This window comes from Flavimobilis rhizosphaerae (assembly GCF_014852685.1).
In the GTDB taxonomy this organism is placed as follows: Bacteria; Actinomycetota; Actinomycetes; order Actinomycetales; family Cellulomonadaceae; genus Flavimobilis; species Flavimobilis rhizosphaerae.
In genome coordinates, this window is the sequence record NZ_JACZDF010000003.1 from 428,134 (window position 1) to 448,357 (window position 20,224).

A 20,224-nucleotide genomic window follows, 5' to 3' on the forward strand; every position below is an offset into this window, starting at 1 on the left:
CTCGCGGGGCCGTCCCTTCGGACCTGTGGCCAGCCTAGCTGCGCGCGACGCCCGGCCGCAGCGCGAGCACCCCCACGAGCGCGACCGCGAGCACCGCGCCCACGAGGCTGAGCGTCCCGAAGCTCCACGTGCTCATGACGAGGCCCGACGCCATGCCTGCGCCCGCACCGCCGATCGCGACGAGCACGTCGACCGACCCCTGCACCTGTGCGCGCCGCTCGAGCGGCACGGCGTTCGTGAGCGCCGTCGTCCCCGAGACGAGCCCGAGGCTCCAGCCGAGCCCCAGCAGGACGAGCGCGAGCGCCACGAGCGGCAGCGACGTCGGCGGTGCGAACGCCGCCGTGAGCGCCGCTGCCACGAGGGTCAGCGCCGCGAGGCGCGCCACGGCGTGCGACCCGAGCTGGTCGACGAGGCGGCCGGAGAGCGGCGCCGGCAGGTACATCGCCGCGATGTGCAGCCCGATGACGAGGCCCGTGGCACCGAGCCCGTGCCCGTGGTGCTTCATGTGGACCGGGGTCATCGTCATGACCGCGGCCATGATGATCTGCGTCGTCACCATGACGGCGGCGCCGAGGCGCACGCCGGAGCGGTCGTGCGCGGCGGCGGGGGCAGGTGAGACGGTCGACGACGACGAGCCGGCGACGACGTCCGCCGCGGAACCGTCGGGCACCCCGGCCGCTGACTCCGACGCGAGCTCGCGCGCGAGCACGAGCGGGTCGGGCCGCAACCACACGGCGAGGACGAGCGCCGCCGCCGCGTACGCGAGCGCCGCGAGAAGGAACGGCCCCGTGAGTCGTGGCAGGCCGAGCGCCTCGGCGACCGCACCGGTCGGCTCGACGAGGTTGGGGCCCGCGACCGCGCCGAGCGTCGTCGCGACGAGAACCGTCGAGATCGCCGACGCCCGCCGGTGCGGCTCGGCGAGGTCGGCGCCCGCGTACCGCGCCTGGAGGTTCGTCGCCGAGCCCGCGCCGTAGACGAAGAGCGCCGCGAAGAGCGCGGGCCCGTTCCCCGCGGTCGCCGCGGCGACCGTGCCGAGCGCGCCGAGTGCCCCGACGAGGTAGCCCGACGCGAGCCCTGGCCGCCGCCCCGAGCGCTGCGAAAGCCGACCGATGAGCACCGCGGCGAGCGCCGAGCCCGCCGCGAAGAGCGCCGTCGGAACCCCGGCGAGCGCCGTCGTCCCGAGGATGTCCTCGGCGAGGATCGCGCCGACGGTGATGCCGGCGGCGAGGCCCGCACCCGAGAGGATCTGCGCGCAGACGAGGACGGTGAGCGCGCGCTTCTGCGCGGCGGCGGGGGAGAGGACGTGCATCGCCCCAGCGTCGCACGCGTCCGACGCGGTCCCGGCACCGGACGCGGTCCTGGCACCGGACGCGGTGACGTGCGTCGCGGCACACTGGTGACGTGCACCCCGACCGTCCCGCCGCGCCCGCCGACCTCGACGCGGCGGCGCGCCTGTGGCATGCGTACCTCGACGCGTCGGGCGACCCCGACGGCCCTTGGACGGCCGACAGGTTCGCGACGACCGCCGCGTACGCGACCGAGATCGCCGACTGGGTCGCAGCCCGCGGCAAGCGCGCGACGTCGGACCTCGTCACCTCCTACCTCGACGGCCGCGGCCGGGTGCCGTCTCCGGGGGACCGGTGGGTGCTCGTCGACGGCGAGGGCGCGCCCGTCCACGTCCTGCGGACGACGCACACCCGCACGGGCGTGCTCGACGACGCCGACGAGGCCTTCGCGCTCGCGGAGGGCGACGGGTCCTCCGACGTGTGGCGCGCGGTTCACCTCGAGTACTTCGGCGAGCTGTGCGCGGCGCGTGGCGAGCGCTTCGACCCCGCGCGCACGCCCGTCGTCCTCGAACGGTTCGAGGTGCTCGCCTCCGTCGGCGACGACCGCGGGGGTAGCCTCGTGGGCTGAGACGCAGGCGTCAGCTCGCGCGCGACGCCGTCGCGTGGCGTTGGCGGCGACGACCGGCGCGACGGCGGGGGTACGTGAGCGCAAGTGTGATCGCTGCGACCGTGAGCGCTGTCGCAGCGGTGAGGAGCGGGGTCGCCACCTCCCGGATGACGTCGGGCGGCAGTTCGAGCGGGAACGTGACGAAGACGGCGGCCGCGAAGTTGAGCCAGGCGAGGGGCGCGAGGACCACGGCGGCGGTGAGGCCTGCGGCGTGTGCACGCCGTGCGACGTCCTGACGCGTCACAGGCGCCCAGGGCGGTGGTGCCGCGCGGTCGTCCGCGACCTTGCGGACGAAGCCGATGAGGAGTGCCGCGACCGTCGCGACGCTCACGCTGATGAGCGGCTTGAGCGACCAGAGCGACGGGCGGCTGCGATCGGTCGGGTCGAACGGTGCGCTGTCGGTCAGCGTGCCGGTGATCATGAAGAGGGTGATCACTCCGACGAGGAGCACGGCAGCGACCGCGGACACGATGGCGATGAGTGCGGCAAGCCCTCGGAAGATCTCCTCGAGGATGCGGAGCGCGAGACTGACCGGGCGGTCGGTCGTCCGGTGAGGTGGCAGTCCTGCCCGGAAGCCGTGGGACTGTGCGACACCCGGCGGCGGCAGGAAGGGATCGGGACCGGGACCGGGCGGTAAGGACGTCATCCCCGAAGCCTCCGCCGGGCGCGCGCGAGGCGCAGCACGGCACGAAGATCTGTGGACAACCGCGGGGACGTGTCGCGGTCGCCGCGGCGCGTAGGCTCTGGCGTCATGAGGTTCCGTCGCGTGCTCGCCCGTGCCATCTTCGCGATCGGTCGCTATGACCACCGGTCGACGGTCCGGCCGACAGACGGCGTCGGCGTGCTCGTCGGCGCTCCGCACACGTCGAACTGGGACTTCGTCCTCATGCTCGCGATCTCGTGGGACCTGGGGATCACGGTGAAGTACTTCGGCAAGAAGTCGCTGTTCAAGCGGCCTTTCGGCTGGTTCATGCGGGCGCTCGGCGGGATTCCTGTCGATCGGTCGAACCCGGCGGGTCTTGTCGAGGCGGTCGTCGCGCGCCTCGAGGCGGGGGAGCGGTTCTACCTCGTCGTCACGCCCGAGGGCACGCGCGGCAAGGGCCGCTACTGGAAGTCGGGCTTCCTGCGGATCGCGACGGCGGCGAACCTGCCGATCACGCTCGGCTACGTCGACAACCCCACACGGACGACGGGCCTCGGCCTCACGTTCACGCCGACGGGCGACGTGCGCGCAGACATGGACGTCGTGCGCGCGTTCTACGCGGACAAGCACGGCGTGCGGCCTGCGCTCCGCACGGAGCCGCGCCTGCGTGAGGAGGACGCGCTGGACGCCGCGGGCGCTGGCGACGCGGTGGCGTCGACCGACGGCTCGTCGGGCTCCGTCGTCGAGCCGTCGGCGGCCTCTGACGCGTCGGGCACGGCGTCCGACGCGTGAGCGTCGTCCCGGGGAGCGTGCGGCGCGCGCGTCCGCAGGACGCGGCCGCGATCGCGGGCGTCCACGTCCGAGCGTGGCGCGAGACGTACCCGGGCATGCTGTCCGACGAGCTGCTCGCGAACCTGTCCGTCCCCGCGCACGAGCGCATGTGGACGGCGATTCTGGGCGGGGCGGACGCGCCCGGCGCGTTCGTCGCCGAGCGGGCCGACGGCACGCTCGTCGGCTTCGTGCTCGCGTGCGCGCCGCACGAGGACGACGCGCCGCGTGACGTCGAGCTCGGCATGCTCTACCTGCTCGATGAGGCCAAGGGCTCCGGGCTGGCCGATCTGCTGCTCGAGGCCGCGCTCGGCGACCGGCCGGCGTTCCTGTGGACGGCGGACCTCAACCGTCGGGCGCTCGCGTTCTACGCGCGGCACGGGTTCCGGCGCGACGGCGCGAGCAAGCGGATCGCGCGCTGGGACGACATCCTCGACGTGCGCCTGGTCCGCTGATCTGCCGCGCCGTCCGCTGACCTGCCGCCTCCGGCGCTGCCCGGCACGGTGTTCTCCCGACGGATTGATGGGTCCCGACCATCGAACGGTCGGGACCCATCAATCCGTCGGGAAGGGCGAGCCGGGGGCTCGGGCTGAGGCGAGGCGCCCGGCTCGGGTTCCCGGGGAGCGTCGGCCGGGGTCGGGTCAGACCGGGGACGCCGTGTCCGTGAGGGCGACGGTCGCGCCCGCGGCCGTGAGGGCGTCCGCGAGGCGTCGTGCCTGGGCCTGCGTGTAGGCGCGGGGCAGCGCCGTGGGGAAGCTGAGGTCGAGGCGCTGCGCGGACGTGAGCCCGGCGTGCTGCTCGAGCGCGTGACGTGCCGGGCCGGTGAGCGCGCCGTGGGGCGCGCCCCCGTCGAGGACGTGGACCGTCGCGAGAGCGACGCGGAGGGGGGCGTGCGCGGGACGACGGACCCGGACGGTCGTGCGGACCGGGTCGGCCGTGCGCGCTGCGGAGATCGTCGTGGTGAACATGGGAACAAGAGTGCTCCCACGTCAAGAAAAGGTCAAGCGCTCATCGCTAGTGAGTCACGTCACGTCGTGTCTCGGTCACGACGCGCAGGCTCAACCCGCGTCAGCACCCCAGAAGAACGACCCGCCCCCGGCACGTACCGGGTGCACCTCGACGACCCATGCGGGGTCGAGCGGCCCGTACACGTGCGGGAACAGCTCGCCCGTCCCGCCGTCCTCGAGCCGCACATCCGCGCCCGACGCCGCGACGCGCGCGTCGTCGAGCTCGAGGACGACGAGCTCGCCCGCGCCTCCGTCGGCATAGATGAACGCCCCGACGCGCCCTACCTGGTCGCGCAGCGAGCAGTGGACGAACCCGACCTCCGCGAGCGACGCGCCCCGCGTCGAGCGCACGTACGTGCCCGACTCCTGCGCGGACTGCCAGTGAGGGACCTCGGCGATGTGGAAGAGCGCCATGCGGACACCCTACCGACGGCCCGCCGCGGCTCGGAGCCCCGTCCGCTCCTCGCGTCGTGACCGGCCGTGCGGCCTCGGGGAGGCCGCCGCGCTCCGGGCGGGTACGTCTGACCCTCCAGTCTCCGGATGCGCCGCTGCACAGGCGTGCCTACGGTGAGAGTGTCCGTACGCATCACCGATCAAGGAGGAACCATGGGGACCGACGACAAGATCAGGAACGCCGCGCAGGGCGTCGAGGGTGACATCAAGGCCGCCGCAGGCCGCGCGACGGGCGACGAGCGGCTCGAGGCCGAGGGCAAGAAGGACCAGATCGTCTCCGACCTCAAGCAGGCCGGCGAGAAGGTCAAGGACGCGTTCCGCCGCGACTGACCGAGCGTCCGCGCCGCCTGCGGGGCGACGCGGCACCGGACCGCACGACGACGGGCCCGGGCGCGGGGCGCACGCCCCGCGCCCGGGCCCGTCGTCGTGCGTCGCGCACCAACACACGTGAGGAGAGCACCGATGGACCGACGCACCGAGGACGACACCGCTCCCGGCGAGGAGCAGCGCGAGCCGGAGCCCGTGCGGGCCGACGGCCGCCCGGCGGACAGCATGGACGAGATCACGGAGCCGGCAGGCAGCGGCGGCACTGGTCCGGACGAGGCTGACCACCACAACGTCGCCGACAGCACGGGCGACGACGAGGAGCGCTTCGACGCAGGATGACCCAGCGCCCAGCGCCCGGCGCCCGGCGCCCGGCGCCCAGCGCCCGGCGCCCAGCGCCTCCGCGTCGCGCAGCACAGCGGCCCTCCCCGTCCCACGGGCGCCGGAGGGCCGCGGCGTACCCTGGGCGGGTGCCGACCGTCCTCACCATCGCTGCCGTCTGCTTCCGTGACCCTGCCGGGCACATCCTCACCGTCCGCAAGCGCGGCACGAGCAAGTTCATGCTCGTCGGCGGCAAGCTCGAGCCGGGCGAGTCGGCGTCGGCCGCCGCGGTCCGCGAGGTGCGTGAGGAAGTGGGCCTCGTTCTGAGCGTCGACGACCTCGAGCTTCTCGACACGTTCGACTCGGATGCGGCGAACGAGACCGACACCCGGATCGACTCGACCGTCTACCTCGCGCCGCTGCCCGCCGACGCGTTACCCCTCGCGGCGGCGGAGATCGCCGAGCTCGCGTGGCTCGACCCGGCAACCGCGCCCGGGCGCGAGGACCTCGCGCCGCTGCTGCGCGACCACGTGGTGCCACGGCTCCGCTGAGCTGTCGTGCCCCTGATGTGCCGCGGCCCTGGGCCTCGGCCTCAGGCTCCCGCGAAGAACGCGCTGATCGCGCCCGACAGCGCGACGACGTCGCGGACGTGGATGAGCTCGCGCGCCGAGTGCATCGACAGGAGTGGCGCACCGACGTCGACGGTGCGGATGCCGAGGCGGGTCGCGGTGAGCGGGCCCGTCGTCGAGCCGCACGGCACGGTGTTGTTGGAGACGAACGGCTGGGCGGTTGTCCCGGCGGCGTCGCAGCAGCGCGCCCAGAGGGCCGCGCCGGGGCCGTCGGTCGCGTAGCGCTGGTTGGCGTTGACCTTGAGGAGCGGACCGGATCCCGCGAGCGGGTGGTGCGTGGGGTCGTGACGCTCGGCGTAGTTGGGGTGGACGGAGTGCCCGACGTCGCTCGAGACGTGCCACGACGCCGCGTAGGCGCGCCGCAGCTCGGTCGCGGTGCCGCCCGAGAGGCGCACGAGCACGTCCTCGAGGAAGGGCCCGCACGCGCCCGAGCGGGTCTCGGAGCCGATCTCCTCGTGGTCGAACGCCGCGAGGACGCTCGTGTGCGGGGCGTCGGCTGGCGCGTCGAGCAGCGCGACGAGCGCCGCGTGCACGGACGTGAGGTTGTCCATGCGCGGGGCGGCGAAGAGGCCCGCTCCTGCGCCGAAGCGCTGCGGGGGAGCGGTGTCGACGGTGATGAGGTCGTGCCCGACGACGTCGGCGGGGTCAACGCCGGCGAGGTTCGCGAGGTGCGTGAGGATGTCGCCCTCGGTGCTCGAGCCGTCGCCGACGACGCCGTAGACGGGCTGCGTGTGACGCTGCTTGTCGAGCGTGAGGCCGTCGTTGGCGGCACGGTCGAGGTGGATCGCGAGCTGCGGCAGGCGCAGGTAGGGGCCGGTGCGGACGAGGTGCTCCGTGCCGTCGCGCGTGACGAGGCGGCCGGCGAGCTCGAGCTCGCGGTCGAGCCAGCTGTTGAGGAGGGGCCCGCCGTAGACCTCGACGGCGACCTGGTTCCAGCCGTGCGCGTCGAGTCGAGGGTCAGGCTTGGCCTTGAGGCCGGGGGAGTCGGTGTGGGCGCCGAGGATGCGGAAGGGGGCCGTCGGCGTCGCGTTGGCGGGGCGGACCCACGCGATGATCGCGCCTTCACGGACCACGTAGGCGCGCGCGGTGTCGGCGGGTGCCCACTCGGCGGTCTCCTCGAGGCGCGTGAAGCCGGCGGCGTCGAGGCGGCGGGCGGCCTCCGCGGCGGCGTGGAAGGAGGAGGGGGACGCGGAGATGAACGAGGCGAAGTCGTCGATGTGGTCGTCGAGGCGCATACCCCCATCCTCCCACCGCCCGCCGGCCGCGACCCCTCCTCCGACTCGTAGGTCCGGGGCACCATTCGATGGTGCTGGAGCCCTCCGAGTCGCGGGGGCGGGGTGCTCCCCGGGATCAGAAGAGGATCGGCAGGAGCTCGACGTCCGGGTCCGGGTCCGTCGCCAGGCGCGCGTGCCTCTCGACGTCGAAGCGCTCCGTGCCGTAGCGCAGCTTGTGCCGCTCGATCCCCTCGGCAGCGAACCCGGCGCGGTGCGCCACCCGGCACGACGCAGGGTTGTTGACACGGTGCCCGAGCTCGAGCCTGTGGACGCCCAACGTGTCGAAGGCGTGCCGGGCAATGCTCGCGCACGCGCGCGCCGCGAGCCCGGCACCCCGGGCCTCGGCCGCCACCCAGTAGTGCATCCACCCGGTGTTGTGACGCATCTCGATCGCGCCGACGCCGACGTTCCCGAGGGCGCGACCGTCGACGTCGATGGCGAGGCTCACCTGGGACGTCGGATCCACGCACATCTCGGCGACGATGAACGCGGCGTGCTCGGAGCGTGTGACGGGCCCGGACCCGCCGAACTGTTTGTCGAGCTCCGGGTCGCCGTCGCGCGCCGCCATGAGTGCGGGGGCGTCGTCGATGGTCCAGGGGCGGAGGGTCACGATCACCGGTCAACCCTACGCGGCTCCGCACCCTGCCACTCGGCTCGGCACTCTTGTCCCGTGGCTCCGCACACTTCCGCTCGGCTCCGTCCTCACGCCTCGAGGCGACGCACTCTCTCCTGAACTCTCGCCCCCTCGTGTCCTGCTGCTCCGCCTCGTGCCCTGCTGCTCCGGCTCCGCTGCCCGAGCGCTTCACTCCAGTGCTTCGCGTCTGCCCTCGCTCCGGGCGGTGATCGCGCCTGACCGGACTTGCGCTCTCCGGGACATAGGTATCGACGTCATCGCACTCCACGCGCACTTTGGCGTCTCAGGTGCCAAAGTGCGCGTGAAGCGCAGTTCTGCACCACCATGGTTCCGAGCCCCGAGCAGGCCCGTGTCCACAACCCGCTGGGATGGCGACGGCGTCCACAGACTGCCGACGCCACCGGACGTGACGCGCAGGAGGGCTCATCCTCGTCATTGTGACCACGACGTCTGCCACGCCTGCCGATCGCGTGACGAAGCCCTCCGCGCCTTCTGCCGTGGGGAGGATCGCGCTCGAGCTGGCGACCGCTGCACCGTTCCAGACGATTCGTGCGGTCGACCTCGCGCCGTTCGCGGTCCGGCCGAGCGCGGTGCTCGCGGCGCTCGCCCGCGACGGGTGGTTGCACCGGCTGGCGCGCGGTGCCTACTGCCTCGTCCCGGGCGGGGCAGCCCCCTCGACCGGTGCGCGAGAGTCGCGGACCACGACGACCGCCGAACATGACGTGCGCGAGACCGCGAGGGGCCGGCCCGGACCGTTCCCGGCCGAGATGCTCGAAGCAGGAGTCCTCGACGAGGATCCTCGGCCCGCGGCAGGAGCCCGACCCGTCGACCCGTTCTCCGGCGATCCCGTTCCCTGGCCCCCGACGGTCGAGGCCGCCGCGATCGCCGTCGCGTCGACGATCCACGGCCACGGGGCCGCTGTCCTCTCGGGGCTGTCGGCCGCGCGTCTGCTCGGGATCTGGCTCCCGCCGCTCGACGTCGCGTTCGTCACCGTCCCGTCGCCGCAACGCGCCCTGCCGCTCGACGACCACCCTGGCGGCATCAGCTTCTCGCAGCGACCGCTCGAGAATCTTGCGCTCGAGACGCGACCGACGGACCTCGGGCCTGCGCTCGTCACGTGCCCCGAACAGACGATGCTCGACCTTGAACACGCCGATCCCATGCACCGAGACCCACGCACGTGGTCGGTTGTGCGTCGCCTCGGGGTCTCGTGCGACCGCGAGCTCCTCGACCACCTCGCGCGCACCCAGCGGCGTCGACGCACGCTCGACCGCATCCTCGGGCTCCGCTGACATCGGGCCGACCCCTGCGCGAGGATGGGAGCATGCAGCCCGAGACCGGCCTCCGTCATCTCCACACGACCCCCGTCGCACGCCCGGAGGCGATCGTCTCGGGCGACACGTGGCGCATCACCGTCCTCACGGACGCCCTCGTGCGCATCGAGCACGCCCCCGGCGGTCGCTTCGAGGACCGCGCCTCGGCCTTCGCCCTCCATCGCGACCTGCCCGTGCCAGAGCTCACGGTCGACGACACCGGCACCCATGTCGAGATCACCACGGCCCGGCTCCGACTCACGTACGACAAGGGCCCGCTGACGACGTCAGGCCTCAGCGTCGAGGCTCTCGGCGGCCACACCGCCTACCAGTCGGTGTGGCGCCCCGACCAGCCGCGATGGGACCGTGACGGTAACTCCGCGGGCCTCGTCCGCCTCTCTGGCACGGCACGGACCCTCGACACCGCCGACGGTGCCGTCGACCTCGACGACGGCGTCGTCTCCCACACCGGCGTCATCGCGCTCGACGACTCGACGACGCTCCTGCTCACCGACGACGGGTGGGTCGCCCCACGGCCTGAGGGCGCGCGCGACCTCTACGTCTTTGCCCACGGCCACGACTACCGCGGCGCCGTGCGCGACCTCTTCCGCGTCTCAGGGCCGACACCGCTCCTCCCACGCTTCGCGCTCGGCTCGTGGTGGTCGCGCTACTACCCGTACACAGCCGACGGCTACCGCGAGCTCATGGAACGCTTCGCGGCCGAGGGCATCCCGTTCTCGGTGTCCGTCATCGACATGGACTGGCACGTCGTCGACGTCCCTGCTCGCTTCGGCTCCGGCTGGACGGGCTACACGTGGAACCGGGACCTCTTCCCCGACCCGGCCGCGTTCGTCGCCTGGCTCCACGATCACGGGCTGCGCGTCACCCTCAACGTCCACCCGGCGGACGGCGTGCGCGCCTTCGAGGACGCCTACCCCGCGATGGCCGCCGCCCTCGGACGCAGCACCGACGACGAGGCACCGATCCAGTTCGATGTCACCGACCGGGCGTTCCTCGAGGCGTACCTCGACGTGCTTCACCGCGGGCTCGAGCGTGACGGCGTCGACTTCTGGTGGCTCGACTGGCAGTCCGGGCCGCACTCGCGCGTCGCAGGCATCGACCCGCTGTGGATGCTCAACCACGTCCACTTCCTCGACAACGCCGACCGGCGCGAGGGCCGCGAACGTCGGCCGCTGACCTTCTCGCGCTACGCGGGCCCGGGCTCGCACCGTTACCCGGTCGGGTTCAGCGGCGACTCTGCGATCACGTGGGCATCGCTCGACTTCCAGCCGTACTTCACGGCGTCCGCGTCGAACATCGGCTATGGCTGGTGGAGCCACGACATCGGCGGGCACATGCACGGCGTCAAGGACGACGAGCTCGCGACCCGCTGGGTGCAGCTCGGCGTGCTCTCGCCGATCATGCGCCTGCACTCGGGCAACAACCCGTTCACCCACAAGGAGCCGTGGGCGTTCGGCCCTCAGGCGCAGCGGGTGCAGACGGCGTTCCTGCGCCTGCGTCACCGCCTCGTGCCGTACCTCCACACGATGAACCACCGTGCCGCGCAGGGTGCGCCGCTCGTCGAGCCCATGTACTGGGAGCATCCGGAGGCGCCGGAGGCGTACCGGGTGCCGAACCAGTTCCGTTTCGGCACGAGCCTGCTCGTCGCGCCCGTGACGCAGCCCGCCGACGGGCGCCTCGGCCGCGGCGCGGTGCGCACATGGTTGCCCGACGACACGTGGGTCGACGTCCTCACGGGCACGGTCTACGACGGCGGCCGCGAGATCGTTCTCTGGCGCGACCTCACGTCGATTCCGGTGCTTGCACGGCCCGGCGCGATCGTCCCCCTCGACGGCGCGCACGTCCCCGTCAACGGCGCTGAGGCGCCCAGCGATCTCGAAGTCCTCGTCGTTGCGGGTGCGGACGGCGCGTTCGACCTGCTCGAGGACGACGGCTCCGTGCCCGGACCTGGCGGCCCGACCGACGTCCCGACGCTCGTCACGCCGCTGCGCTGGTCGCAGTCGTCGGGCACGTTCACGGTCGAGCCGGTCGCGACCCGCGGCGACGCCGCGGCCGCGCGCGCGTCCGCGCCCGGCGCCCGCACGTGGACCGTCCTCCTGCCGGCGGTCGACCTCGGCTGGGGCGGCACCGCGTCCGCGACGGTCGGCGGCCACCCTGCCGACGTCCACGTCGACGCGTTCGCACCACTGCCCGGCGAGACGGGCTCGACGGGCCTCGCGGTGCGTGTCGCCGACGTCCCCGCGGATGCACGCCTGACGATCACCCTCCACCCCGCGGGCGGTGAGGTCGCGCTCGCGGGCAACGACACGGGCAGGCTCGTCTTCGAGCTGCTCGATGCGGCCCGCATCGAGTACGACCTCAAGAGCCGCGTCATGGACGTCGCGACGTCAGGGCACCCGCTCGCCGTGCGCCTCGGGCACCTCGAGGCGCTCGGCCTCGAGCCCGCGCTGCGCTCGGCGCTCGTCGAGATCCTCACGGCGCGCGGCTGACGCGCGGCGCGGGAGGATGGGCGCATGAGGATCGCACTGGTGACGCTCGGCGGGACGATCAGCTCCGAGCCGCTCGACGGTGACATGTCGCTGGGCCCTGACGCGGGCGGCGGCGCCGTCGTCCCCGTGTCCGGTGCGGCGACGTTCGTGCGCGAGGTCGCGCGCTACCTGCCCGGGATCACGGTCGTTCCCGTCGAGATGCGCATGGTGCCGTCACCGTCGCTCACGGTCGAGGACCTGCGCGAGCTCGCCGCACGCATCACGGAGCTCGTCGAGGACGGCGACGGGGTCGACGGGGTCGTCGTCGCGCAGGGGACCGACACGATCGAGGAGACCGCGTACTCGCTCGACCTCGTGGGCGCTGCGGACGAGGTGCCCGTCGTCGTCACGGGAGCGATGCGCGACCGCACCGCGCCCGGGCCCGACGGCGCGGCGAACGTCGTCGCCGCGATCCGCGCCGCGGCGAGCGCTGAGGCGCGCGGCAAGGGAGTGCTCGTCGCGTTCGCCGACCGGCTGCACGCGGCACGCTGGGTGACGAAGGCGTCGACGTTCCGCGTCGACGGGTTCAGGTCCGAGCCGTACGGGCCCGTCGGGGTCGTCGCAGAGGGTCGCGTCCGCCTCGGCGCGGCGCCGCGCCCGCTGCCACCGTTCGACGTGCCCGACGGGCCACCAGCCCGCGTCGCGATCGTCGAGGCGGGCCTCGGCGACGACCTCGCGATCCTGCCCGCGCTCGCGGACGCCGGCTACGACGGCGTCGTGCTCGCCGCGATGGGCGCGGGTCACGTGCCGGCAGCGGCCGTCGACGCGGTCGCGCTCACCGCGTCGCTCATGCCCGTCGTCCTGTGCTCGCGGACAGGCGCCGGACCTGTCTTCACGCACACGTACGGCTACGAGGGCGGTGAGGTGGACCTCCTCGAGCGGGGGCTGCTGTCGGGCGGGAGCCTCTCGCCGACGAAAGCCCGGCTCCTGCTCATGCTGCTTCTCGCCTCGGGACTGCAGGGTCGCGAGCTCGCGCACGCGTTCGCGCGCCACGCGGAGGCGTGACGGACTCTCGCGGCCGCTCTACTGGACGAGCCGGAACACTGCTCCCGTCGGGTCGGTCACGGTGACGAGCCGCCCGAAGGGTGTCTCGTCGACGGAGGATGCCGCCCGGCCGCCGGCTGCCTCGACGCGTTCGAGCGCCGCGTCGACGTCGTCGACCTTGAAGTACACGTACCACCCGCCGCCCTCGACGGAGTCCTCGAGAGCTGCGTCGGCCAGCGCGATCGCGGGCTCGCCGTCGATCATGTGCCGCGCGTACCGGAACGTGTCGGAGACCATGTCGTCGTTGAGCTCCCAGCCGACGACGCGCGTGTAGAAGTCGCGTGAGCGCGACCAGTCGTCGGACCACAGCTCGGCCCACGCGGGGCTGCCGGGTGTGTCGCCGTCGAACGTCTGCACGGAGCCCTCGGCGATCTCCATGAGTCCGACGTCGACGCCCGTCGGGTCGGAGAGGAACGCGAAGCGGCCTCCGTCGGGCAGCGTCATGGGTTCGTGGTGGACGGTCGCGCCCTGGGCGTGGGCGCGGGCGGCGGCGGCCTCGACGTCGGGCACGGCGAGCGAGACGATCCACGCGTCGCGCGTGCCCGGGACCATCGCCTCGGAGTCGGGCGTCAGGGGCATGAGCCCGGCGACGAGCCGGTCGCCGACGTGCGCGAGCTGGTAGTGACCGTTCTCCTCACCGGCGTCCTCGATGCGCCAGCCGAGGACGGACTCGTAGAAGGGACGGACGGCCTCGATGTCGGTCGTCGAGATGTCGATCCAGGCGACGGCGCCGGGTCGCAGGGCGGACGTGCTCATGGTGGTCCTTCCGTCGGAGACCTCTCACGCTACGACCAGCGACGGAGACTCGCATGGGCGCCGCCGCCCGCCGACCACCCTCGGCCCGTCGGTCGTGGGGTTGCGGGAAGGACGCGGGAGCGGGAGCTCAGTGCCCGACGCCGCCGCCGGGCCCCTCACCGTCGGGCCGTGTCACGAAGAACGACAGCACGACGGCCCCGAGCGAGACGATCGCCCCGACGAGGAACGCGTCCCGCACGCCAGCCGCCGTCGCGGCGGCCTCTGGCACGCCGGCGGCGACGAGCGTCGCCGCTCCCGACGCCATGAGCGTGACGAACACGGCAGTGCCGATCGCTCCCGCAACCTGCTGGACGGTGCCGAGCGTCGCGGAGCCGTGCGAGTACAAGCGCGGTTCGACCGAGCCGAGCGACGACGTGAACAGGGGCGTGAAGGTGAGCGCCAGTCCGAGCGACAGGGTGACGTGCGCAACGACGAGCATCGCGGTCGGGGTCGTCTCGCTCACCTGCGTGAGGCCCCACAGGACGCCGGAGACGATCATCACGCCGGGCACGACGAGCGGCCGCGGGCCGAGCTTGTCGTAGAGCCGTCCGACGAGCGGCCCGCACAGACCCATGAGCAGCGACCCGGGCAGCAGCACGAGACCCGACGCGAGGGTGTCGAGGCCGAGGGCGCGCTGCATGAACAGCGGCAGGAGGATGATCGTGCCGAAGAGCACCGCCATGAGCACGGTCATGAGCGCGATCGACACGCTGAAGTTCCGCGAGCGGAACGTCCGCAGGTCGAGCAGCGCGGAGTCGGTCCGCTGGCGCAGGACCTGCCGGGCGACGAACGTCACGAGCGCGACGGCGCCGACGGCGAGCGCGACGAGCATGGTGCGGCCGTGCGCGGCGTTCGCGGCGGCCGTGTCGCCGCCACCCTCGCCGCCGACGAGCGAGAGCCCGAAGACGAGCCCGCCGAAGCCGAGCGCCGCGAGGACCACGGAGACGGGGTCGAGCGGCGCCTTGCGCGTCTCGCCGACGTTCGTGACGTGCCGTGCCCCGATCGCGAGCATGACGAGGGCGATCGGCAGGACGAGGATGAACATCCACCGCCACGTGAGGTACTTGAGAATGAGGCCCGAGATCGTCGGGCCGACAGCGGGCGCGACGGACATGACGATCGAGATACGACCCATGAGGCGGCCGCGGTGCTCGGGCTCGACGAGCGTCATGATCGTCGTCATGAGGAGCGGCATCATGATGGCGGTTCCCGACGCCTGGACGACGCGCGCGCCGAGCAGCATGGGGAAGCCGAGCGACACGGCCGCGACGAGTGTCCCCGTCGAGAACAGCGACATGGCCGCGATGAAGAGGGTCCGCGTCGTGAAGCGTTCGAGCAGGTAGCCCGTCACGGGGATGACGACCGCCATGGTGAGCATGAAGGCGGTCGTCAGCCACTGGGCGGCGACCGCGTCGATGCTGAGGTCGGTCATGAGGTGGGGGATCGCGACGCCCATGATCGTCTCGTTGAGGATGACGACGAACGCGGCGGCGAGCAGGAGCCAGATGACGCCCTGGCTGCGCGGTGTCTCGGCCGCGCGCGCGGCCCCGGGGGTGGTGGCGGGGCCGTCGAGCGACGTCGCGGGCGCGTCGGCCTCGTCGTGCGGGGTCGAGGGAGTGCTGCGCACGGGTGGTCCTTCGGTCGTCAGGGTTCGGGCGGGGGTGCGCCGAGGCACGGGGCGCCCCGGTGGAGGGGGCGGGGAGGGGCCGTCGTCGTCATGAAGGCACCCGTCATTGCCTCACCTCAACCCGGGGTGGGCCAAGGTTATTTCCCGCCCCCGACATTTCTGTGCCGTGCGCCGGTCGGGGTGGACGGGGCTGGTCTCGTGGGCGATCGGGGCGGGCCCGGCCCGTCGGCGGGGCCGGACGTGTCACGTCGGTTCCGCTGGGAGCGCTTGCCGTCGCTAGGGTGTGCGCGACCGCCGCCCGACGACGAGAGGCCCTCCCATGTCCACGACCTTCGTGGTGACCGCCGCGCAGTTCGAGCAGATCTTCCCGGAGCGCTCGGACTTCTACACGTACGAGGGCCTCGTGGCCGCGACCGCGAGCTACCCGGAGTTCTCGACGACGGGCGGGGCCGATGTCGCGCTGCGCGAGGCCGCAGCGTTCCTTGCGAACGTCTCGCACGAGACGTTCGGCCTCAAGTACGTCACGGAGCTCAACACAGCGGTGTACGACCACTACTGCGACCCGTCGCAGCCCTACGGCTGCCCTGCGGGCGTCGACCAGTACTACGGCCGCGGCCCGGTGCAGCTGTCGTGGAACTTCAACTACAAGGCAGCGGGCGAGGCGCTCGGGCTGCCGCTGCTCGAGGAGCCGTGGCTCGTCGAGCAGGACCCGACGGTCGCGTGGCAGACGGCCCTCTGGTACTGGAACACGCAGGTCGGCCCGGGGTCGTTCACGTGCCACGACGGGATCATCGGCGGTCATGGCTTCCGCGAGACGATCCGGACGATCAACGGCCCGCTCGAGTGCGAGGGTGGCAACCCGCGCCAGATGAACAACCGCGTCAAGCTCTTCCGTGAGATCTGCGAGGTCCTTGGCGTCGACCCGGGCGACAAGCTCACCTGCTGACCGGACGCAGGGTTTCCGCGCGGCGGGGCTCGCCCGCACCCGGACGTGGTCGGATCGGCTCTCGGAACACTGAGGGGCGGTGCTCAGGAGAGCAGCGCGAGGAGCCCTGCGTAGAGGAGCGTCCCGCCGACGATGCTCAGCAGCGCGTTGCGTCGCCACACGTGCAGTCCGACGGTGACGGCGAGCGCGATCGCTTCCGGCAGACCGTGCGGCGCGGCCGCGAACGACGTGTCGCGCAGCGTGTAGACGACGAGGATCACCATGATCCCGACGGGCATGCGCGCGCCGAGCCAGCCGACGATGCGTGACTCGCGCAGCCGCTCGACGACGAGGAACGGCGCGGCCCGCAGCGCGAACGTCACGACGAGCGTCGTGAGGAGCGCGGCGAGAAGGTACCCGGTCTCAGGCATGCTGCGCCTCCGTGAGCAGGTACCGTCCGACGAGCAGCGCGACGAACCCCGTCATCGCGATGACGAGCATCTGCCCGGGCGCGACGAGCTGGGCGACGATCGCGCAGCCGACGGCGAGCAGCGGTGCCGGCACGTCGCGCTGGGCGCGGAAGGCGTCGATCGCGAGCACGGTGAAGAGCGCGGTGAGCGCGAAGTCGAGGCCGGGGACGTCCGGCAGGAGCGTGCCGACGAGCGCACCGAGGATGCCTCCGCCCACCCAGTAGGCCTGGCAGAGCGCCTGGATCCAGAGGATGCGCGCGCCGGTGAGTGCGCCCGGTGCCCGGGTCGCGACGACGGCGTAGGTCTCGTCGGTGAGCGCGTACATCGCGTAGAGACGGCGCAGCGGCCCATGGACGACGTGGAGGGGGAACGACAGCGCGTAGAAGACGTGCCGGAAGTTCACGAGGAACGTCGTGAGAGCGATCGTCGCGAGGGGGGTGACGGCGAGGACGAGCCCGATCATGAGGAACTCGAGCGACCCGGCGTAGACGAGGAACGAGAAGACGGGCGTCCACCACCAGGCGAAGCCGGACTGCACCATGAGGACCCCGAACGCGAGGCCGAGCGGCACGAGCCCGAACCCGACGGGTGCGGTGTCGCTGAGGGCGGCGCGCCACGCGGGGTAGGCGGGGCGGGACTCGGCGGGCACGCTCCCACGCTACGACGCCGAGGTGGCGTTCCGTCGGGCTGTCCGGGGGCGCGCCTAGGCTGGGGCCGTGCCCACGTATCGCGTCGTCCTGCCGATCGGTGACATGCGCGTCGGCCGCGTCCCGGAGGACGTGCTGCCGGCGGCGGTCGACGGCGCGCGTGAGCTCACGGATGTCGAGGCGTGGGACGTCGGGATCGTGCGGGGGCTGCCGCGGGTGACCGTGCGCTTCACGGCGGACGACGACGACGAGGCGTTCCGCGTCGCCGAGCTCACGCGGGCGCGCACAAACCTTGTCGCGCAGGTGCTGGGCGTCGACGTGCTGCGGCGGTGGGGCTCGCGGTTTCACCAGGTGGTGCGGCGCCCGGACGTATGGTGAGCGGCGCCGTGCGCGTCGTCCTCGCCCCCGACTCGTTCAAGGGCTCGCTCACGGCGGCCGAGGTCGCGGCGGCGCTCGCGCGTGGCTGGCGCTCGGCGCGCCTGGACGACGACGTCGTCGAGGCGCCGCTCGCTGACGGTGGCGAGGGCACACTCGACGCGTTCGAACGGGCGGTGCCGGGCGCGGTTCGGCACCTGCTGACGGTGACGGGGCCGGACGGTCGCCCGGCCAACGCGTCGTGGCTCGCCCTGCCGGACGGCACGGCGGTCGTCGAGCTTGCGTGCGCGAGCGGTCTCACGCTCCTCGAGGCTCCGGCGCCTCTCGACGCGCACACGCGCGGCGTGGGGGAGGTCGCGCGGGCGGCGCTCGCGACGGCGCCCCGGCGCCTCGTCGTCGCGCTCGGGGGAAGTGCGTCGACTGACGGGGGTGCGGGGTTGCTGCGTGCGCTCGGGGCACGGGTCACCGACGGTGACGGGGCAGCGGTGCCCGACGGTGGCCGGGGGCTCGCGCGCGTCGTCTCGGTCGACCTCTCCGCGCTGCCGGCTCTTCCGCCAGGTGGGGTCGACGTGCTGTGCGACGTCACCAACCCGCTCCTTGGCCGGACGGGTGCGGCGGCGGTCTTCGGCCCCCAGAAGGGCGCGACGCCCGACGACGTCGTCCTGCTCGACGCTGCGCTCGCGCGGTGGGCCGACGCGCTGGGGCGTGCCGCCGCCCGTGACGTCGATGTTCCACGTGGAACGGCGGCAGCGGCGCCCGGCGTCGTGCTCGCCTCGTCCGAGGGTCGGGCGGGGGAGACGGGGCGCAGCGCCCTGACCGTCGTCGACCCGGCGCTCGCAGGCGCAGGGGCGGCGGGCGGGACGGCGTTCGGCCTGCTCGCATGGGGTGCGCGGCTCGTCCCGGGGGCGTCGGCGGTCGCCGACGTCGTCGGGCTCGACGCGATGCTTGAGGGTGCGGACCTCGTCGTCACGGGGGAGGGGAGGCTCGACGCGCAGTCGGCGGCGGGCAAGGCCCCGGCCGAGGTGGCGCGGCGTGCGGCCCGCGCGAGCGTGCGCGTCGCGCTCGTCGTCGGCTCGGCGGAGGCGGGCGCGGCGGACGCTCTCGCTCACGACGCTCACGACGCTCTGACGCCCGACGTCCGCACGCTCGGCGTCGGCACTCCCGACGTCGGCACCCCCCACGACCGCGCACCCGGTGCGCCCGTCGCCCCCGAGGTCGTCGAGCTCACCCGCCTGGCGGGCTCGCCCGAGGCCTCCCTCGCTGACCCCGCCCGCTGGCTTGAGGCGGCCGCGGCCGCCCTGGCCGCCCGCACCTGAGCCCCAAGAATCCGCGCAGATGGCTGCTCCCAGTGACCATCCACGCGGATTCCCCAGCGGGGGGAGCGTGGGGCAGTGCGGCACGTGACCCCGCAGCACCTCCACGTTTCCGCGCAGATGGCTGCTCCCAGTGACCATCCGCGCGGATTCCCCAGCGGGGGGCGGGGCGGGGGGGGAGGGGAGGGGGCCCGGGGGTTAGGCCGGGATGCTGGCGATGCGGGTGCCGAGCTCGATCGCCTCGATGCTGCCAGCGGTCGCTGCGGCGAGGTCGGCGTCGAAGGTCGCGCGCAGATGCGGCGGCACGAGCACCGTGAACGACGCGTCGGCGCCGTAGGACACGTCGTCGAGCACGCTGTCGTGCGCGGCGACCCAGGTCCGCAGGACGTGCTCGACGCGGCCAGCGTCGGCGAACGGCACGGTGACGAGGAGCTCGACGAGCACGGACCTGCGCACGAGCGGCGCGAGGTCGACCGCCTGCGCGACCGCACCCGAGTAGGCGCGGACGAGCCCGCCCGCCCCGAGCAGGACGCCACCGAAGTAGCGGGTGACGACGGCGACGACGTCCGTGAGCCCGCGGTGCCGCAGCACCTCGAGCATGGGGACACCCGCGGTGCCGGACGGCTCGCCGTCGTCGGTCGACCGCTGCTGGTCGGCGTGCGTGCCGAGAACCATCGCGACGCAGTGGTGGCGGGCGTCCCAGAACTCCTTGCGGGCCGCGGCGACGACGGCGTCGGCGTCCTCGACGGTCGTGACGTGGACGATGCGTGTGAGGAACCGCGACTTCTTGATGACGAGCTCGTCGAGCGTCGTGCCGGCGACGGTCGACGGCAGCGCGGCGGCGTGCCTGGCGGGCTCGTCGGGGCTGCTCACGTCGTCCATCCTCCCAGCCCGGCCGGCCGGGGTCCGGGGCGTCGCCGACAGGGAACGGCGACGCCCCGGCCGCGCTCCCGGGTTCAGGGGGCCCGGGGCGCGGGGGCCGGGCGATGCCCGGCCGGCGCCTGTCAGGGAACAGGCGCTCGGGGGTTCAGGGGGCCCCCGAGGACACGACACTAACGCTCTGTCGTCGATGTCTCACAATAGAACACCCTACCGACCTG

General features: G+C 73.3%; 23 protein-coding genes. 12 read left to right on the plus strand and 11 right to left on the minus strand.

Annotated elements, in window-relative coordinates:
- Nucleotides 1-34: 34 nt before the first annotated feature.
- On the minus strand, nt 35-1,309 hold the full coding sequence (locus IGS67_RS08215; protein WP_192279504.1) for an MFS transporter: 1,275 nt from the start codon (nt 1,307-1,309) through the stop codon (nt 35-37).
- Between the two features lie 92 nt (nt 1,310-1,401).
- On the opposite strand from IGS67_RS08215, the gene IGS67_RS08220 reads away from it, so the two are divergent.
- On the plus strand, nt 1,402-1,914 hold the full coding sequence (locus IGS67_RS08220) for an ASCH domain-containing protein (RefSeq protein ID WP_192279506.1): 513 nt from the start codon (nt 1,402-1,404) through the stop codon (nt 1,912-1,914).
- Nucleotides 1,915-1,924: 10 nt separating this feature from the next.
- Here the strand turns inward: IGS67_RS08220 and IGS67_RS08225 are convergent, their stop codons facing one another.
- Complete coding sequence (locus IGS67_RS08225; protein WP_192279508.1) at nt 1,925-2,599, minus strand: hypothetical protein; 675 nt, start codon at nt 2,597-2,599, stop codon at nt 1,925-1,927.
- Between the two features lie 105 nt (nt 2,600-2,704).
- Between IGS67_RS08225 and IGS67_RS08230 the strand changes: the two genes are divergently transcribed.
- Both IGS67_RS08230 and IGS67_RS08235 read left to right on the plus strand, forming a co-directional pair.
- Complete coding sequence (locus IGS67_RS08230) at nt 2,705-3,388, plus strand: 1-acyl-sn-glycerol-3-phosphate acyltransferase (RefSeq protein WP_192279510.1); 684 nt, start codon at nt 2,705-2,707, stop codon at nt 3,386-3,388.
- Nucleotides 3,385-3,879, plus strand: coding sequence for a GNAT family N-acetyltransferase (locus IGS67_RS08235; protein WP_192279512.1), 495 nt, complete (start codon nt 3,385-3,387; stop codon nt 3,877-3,879). Before IGS67_RS08230 ends, IGS67_RS08235 begins: the two co-directional genes overlap by 4 nt.
- Nucleotides 3,880-4,065: 186 nt before the next feature.
- Here IGS67_RS08235 and IGS67_RS08240 read toward each other — a convergent pair whose 3' ends face one another.
- Together IGS67_RS08240 and IGS67_RS08245 are read right to left on the minus strand one after the other, a co-directional pair.
- Nucleotides 4,066-4,392: a hypothetical protein gene (locus IGS67_RS08240; RefSeq protein ID WP_192279514.1), complete on the minus strand. Its 327-nt coding sequence runs from the start codon at nt 4,390-4,392 to the stop codon at nt 4,066-4,068.
- 90 nt (nt 4,393-4,482) lie between these two features.
- On the minus strand, nt 4,483-4,845 hold the full coding sequence (locus IGS67_RS08245) for a DUF952 domain-containing protein (protein ID WP_192279516.1): 363 nt from the start codon (nt 4,843-4,845) through the stop codon (nt 4,483-4,485).
- Between the two features lie 192 nt (nt 4,846-5,037).
- Here IGS67_RS08245 and IGS67_RS08250 point away from each other — a divergent pair, with 192 nt between their 5' ends.
- The 3 genes from IGS67_RS08250 to IGS67_RS08260 all read left to right on the plus strand — a co-directional run bounded on the left by IGS67_RS08250 (nt 5,038) and on the right by IGS67_RS08260 (nt 6,080).
- Nucleotides 5,038-5,214, plus strand: a complete 177-nt coding sequence (locus tag IGS67_RS08250; protein ID WP_192279518.1) for a CsbD family protein — start codon at nt 5,038-5,040, stop codon at nt 5,212-5,214.
- A 132-nt stretch (nt 5,215-5,346) separates the two neighbouring features.
- A complete protein-coding gene (locus IGS67_RS08255; RefSeq protein WP_192279520.1) occupies nt 5,347-5,550 on the plus strand; it encodes a hypothetical protein in 204 nt (67 codons plus the stop codon).
- A gap of 128 nt (nt 5,551-5,678) precedes the next feature.
- A complete protein-coding gene (locus IGS67_RS08260; protein ID WP_328742073.1) occupies nt 5,679-6,080 on the plus strand; it encodes an NUDIX hydrolase in 402 nt (133 codons plus the stop codon).
- 41 nt (nt 6,081-6,121) lie between these two features.
- Here IGS67_RS08260 and IGS67_RS08265 read toward each other — a convergent pair whose 3' ends face one another.
- A complete protein-coding gene (locus tag IGS67_RS08265; RefSeq protein ID WP_192279524.1) occupies nt 6,122-7,393 on the minus strand; it encodes a M18 family aminopeptidase in 1,272 nt (423 codons plus the stop codon).
- Between the two features lie 115 nt (nt 7,394-7,508).
- Complete coding sequence (locus IGS67_RS08270; RefSeq protein WP_192279526.1) at nt 7,509-8,048, minus strand: GNAT family N-acetyltransferase; 540 nt, start codon at nt 8,046-8,048, stop codon at nt 7,509-7,511.
- 455 nt (nt 8,049-8,503) lie between these two features.
- Here IGS67_RS08270 and IGS67_RS08275 point away from each other — a divergent pair, with 455 nt between their 5' ends.
- Genes IGS67_RS08275 through IGS67_RS08285 form a run of 3 tightly spaced genes read left to right on the plus strand, consistent with a single transcriptional unit; the run spans nt 8,504 to nt 12,933 of the window.
- Nucleotides 8,504-9,358 (plus strand): hypothetical protein, encoded by an 855-nt coding sequence (locus IGS67_RS08275; protein WP_192279528.1) that lies wholly within the window; start codon nt 8,504-8,506, stop codon nt 9,356-9,358.
- Nucleotides 9,359-9,390: 32 nt separating this feature from the next.
- Nucleotides 9,391-11,889, plus strand: a complete 2,499-nt coding sequence (locus IGS67_RS08280; RefSeq protein WP_192279530.1) for a glycoside hydrolase family 31 protein — start codon at nt 9,391-9,393, stop codon at nt 11,887-11,889.
- Nucleotides 11,890-11,913: 24 nt separating this feature from the next.
- Nucleotides 11,914-12,933: an asparaginase gene (locus IGS67_RS08285; protein WP_192279532.1), complete on the plus strand. Its 1,020-nt coding sequence runs from the start codon at nt 11,914-11,916 to the stop codon at nt 12,931-12,933.
- Between the two features lie 18 nt (nt 12,934-12,951).
- On the opposite strand, the gene IGS67_RS08290 is transcribed toward IGS67_RS08285, so the two are convergent.
- On the minus strand, nt 12,952-13,728 hold the full coding sequence (locus IGS67_RS08290) for a VOC family protein (RefSeq protein ID WP_192279534.1): 777 nt from the start codon (nt 13,726-13,728) through the stop codon (nt 12,952-12,954).
- A gap of 127 nt (nt 13,729-13,855) precedes the next feature.
- On the minus strand, nt 13,856-15,394 hold the full coding sequence (locus IGS67_RS08295; RefSeq protein ID WP_192279535.1) for an MDR family MFS transporter: 1,539 nt from the start codon (nt 15,392-15,394) through the stop codon (nt 13,856-13,858).
- 319 nt (nt 15,395-15,713) lie between these two features.
- Here IGS67_RS08295 and IGS67_RS08300 point away from each other — a divergent pair, with 319 nt between their 5' ends.
- The gene (locus IGS67_RS08300; protein WP_192279536.1) at nt 15,714-16,340 is read left to right on the plus strand and encodes a chitinase; all 627 of its coding nucleotides are present in this window, start codon (nt 15,714-15,716) and stop codon (nt 16,338-16,340) included.
- Between the two features lie 83 nt (nt 16,341-16,423).
- On the opposite strand, the gene IGS67_RS08305 is transcribed toward IGS67_RS08300, so the two are convergent.
- Together IGS67_RS08305 and IGS67_RS08310 are read right to left on the minus strand one after the other, a co-directional pair.
- Nucleotides 16,424-16,750, minus strand: a complete 327-nt coding sequence (locus tag IGS67_RS08305) for a branched-chain amino acid transporter permease (protein ID WP_192279537.1) — start codon at nt 16,748-16,750, stop codon at nt 16,424-16,426.
- Entirely contained in the window at nt 16,743-17,438 is a 696-nt protein-coding gene (locus IGS67_RS08310) for an AzlC family ABC transporter permease (protein WP_192279538.1), read from the minus strand. Before IGS67_RS08310 ends, IGS67_RS08305 begins: the two co-directional genes overlap by 8 nt.
- A gap of 67 nt (nt 17,439-17,505) precedes the next feature.
- Here IGS67_RS08310 and IGS67_RS08315 point away from each other — a divergent pair, with 67 nt between their 5' ends.
- Nucleotides 17,506-17,814, plus strand: coding sequence for a hypothetical protein (locus IGS67_RS08315; RefSeq protein WP_102509846.1), 309 nt, complete (start codon nt 17,506-17,508; stop codon nt 17,812-17,814).
- Nucleotides 17,808-19,127: a glycerate kinase gene (locus IGS67_RS08320; protein WP_192279539.1), complete on the plus strand. Its 1,320-nt coding sequence runs from the start codon at nt 17,808-17,810 to the stop codon at nt 19,125-19,127. The genes IGS67_RS08315 and IGS67_RS08320 overlap by 7 nt, the downstream gene beginning before the upstream one ends.
- A gap of 195 nt (nt 19,128-19,322) precedes the next feature.
- On the opposite strand, the gene IGS67_RS08325 is transcribed toward IGS67_RS08320, so the two are convergent.
- On the minus strand, nt 19,323-20,006 hold the full coding sequence (locus IGS67_RS08325) for an IMPACT family protein (RefSeq protein ID WP_192279540.1): 684 nt from the start codon (nt 20,004-20,006) through the stop codon (nt 19,323-19,325).
- Nucleotides 20,007-20,224: the final 218 nt, after the last annotated feature.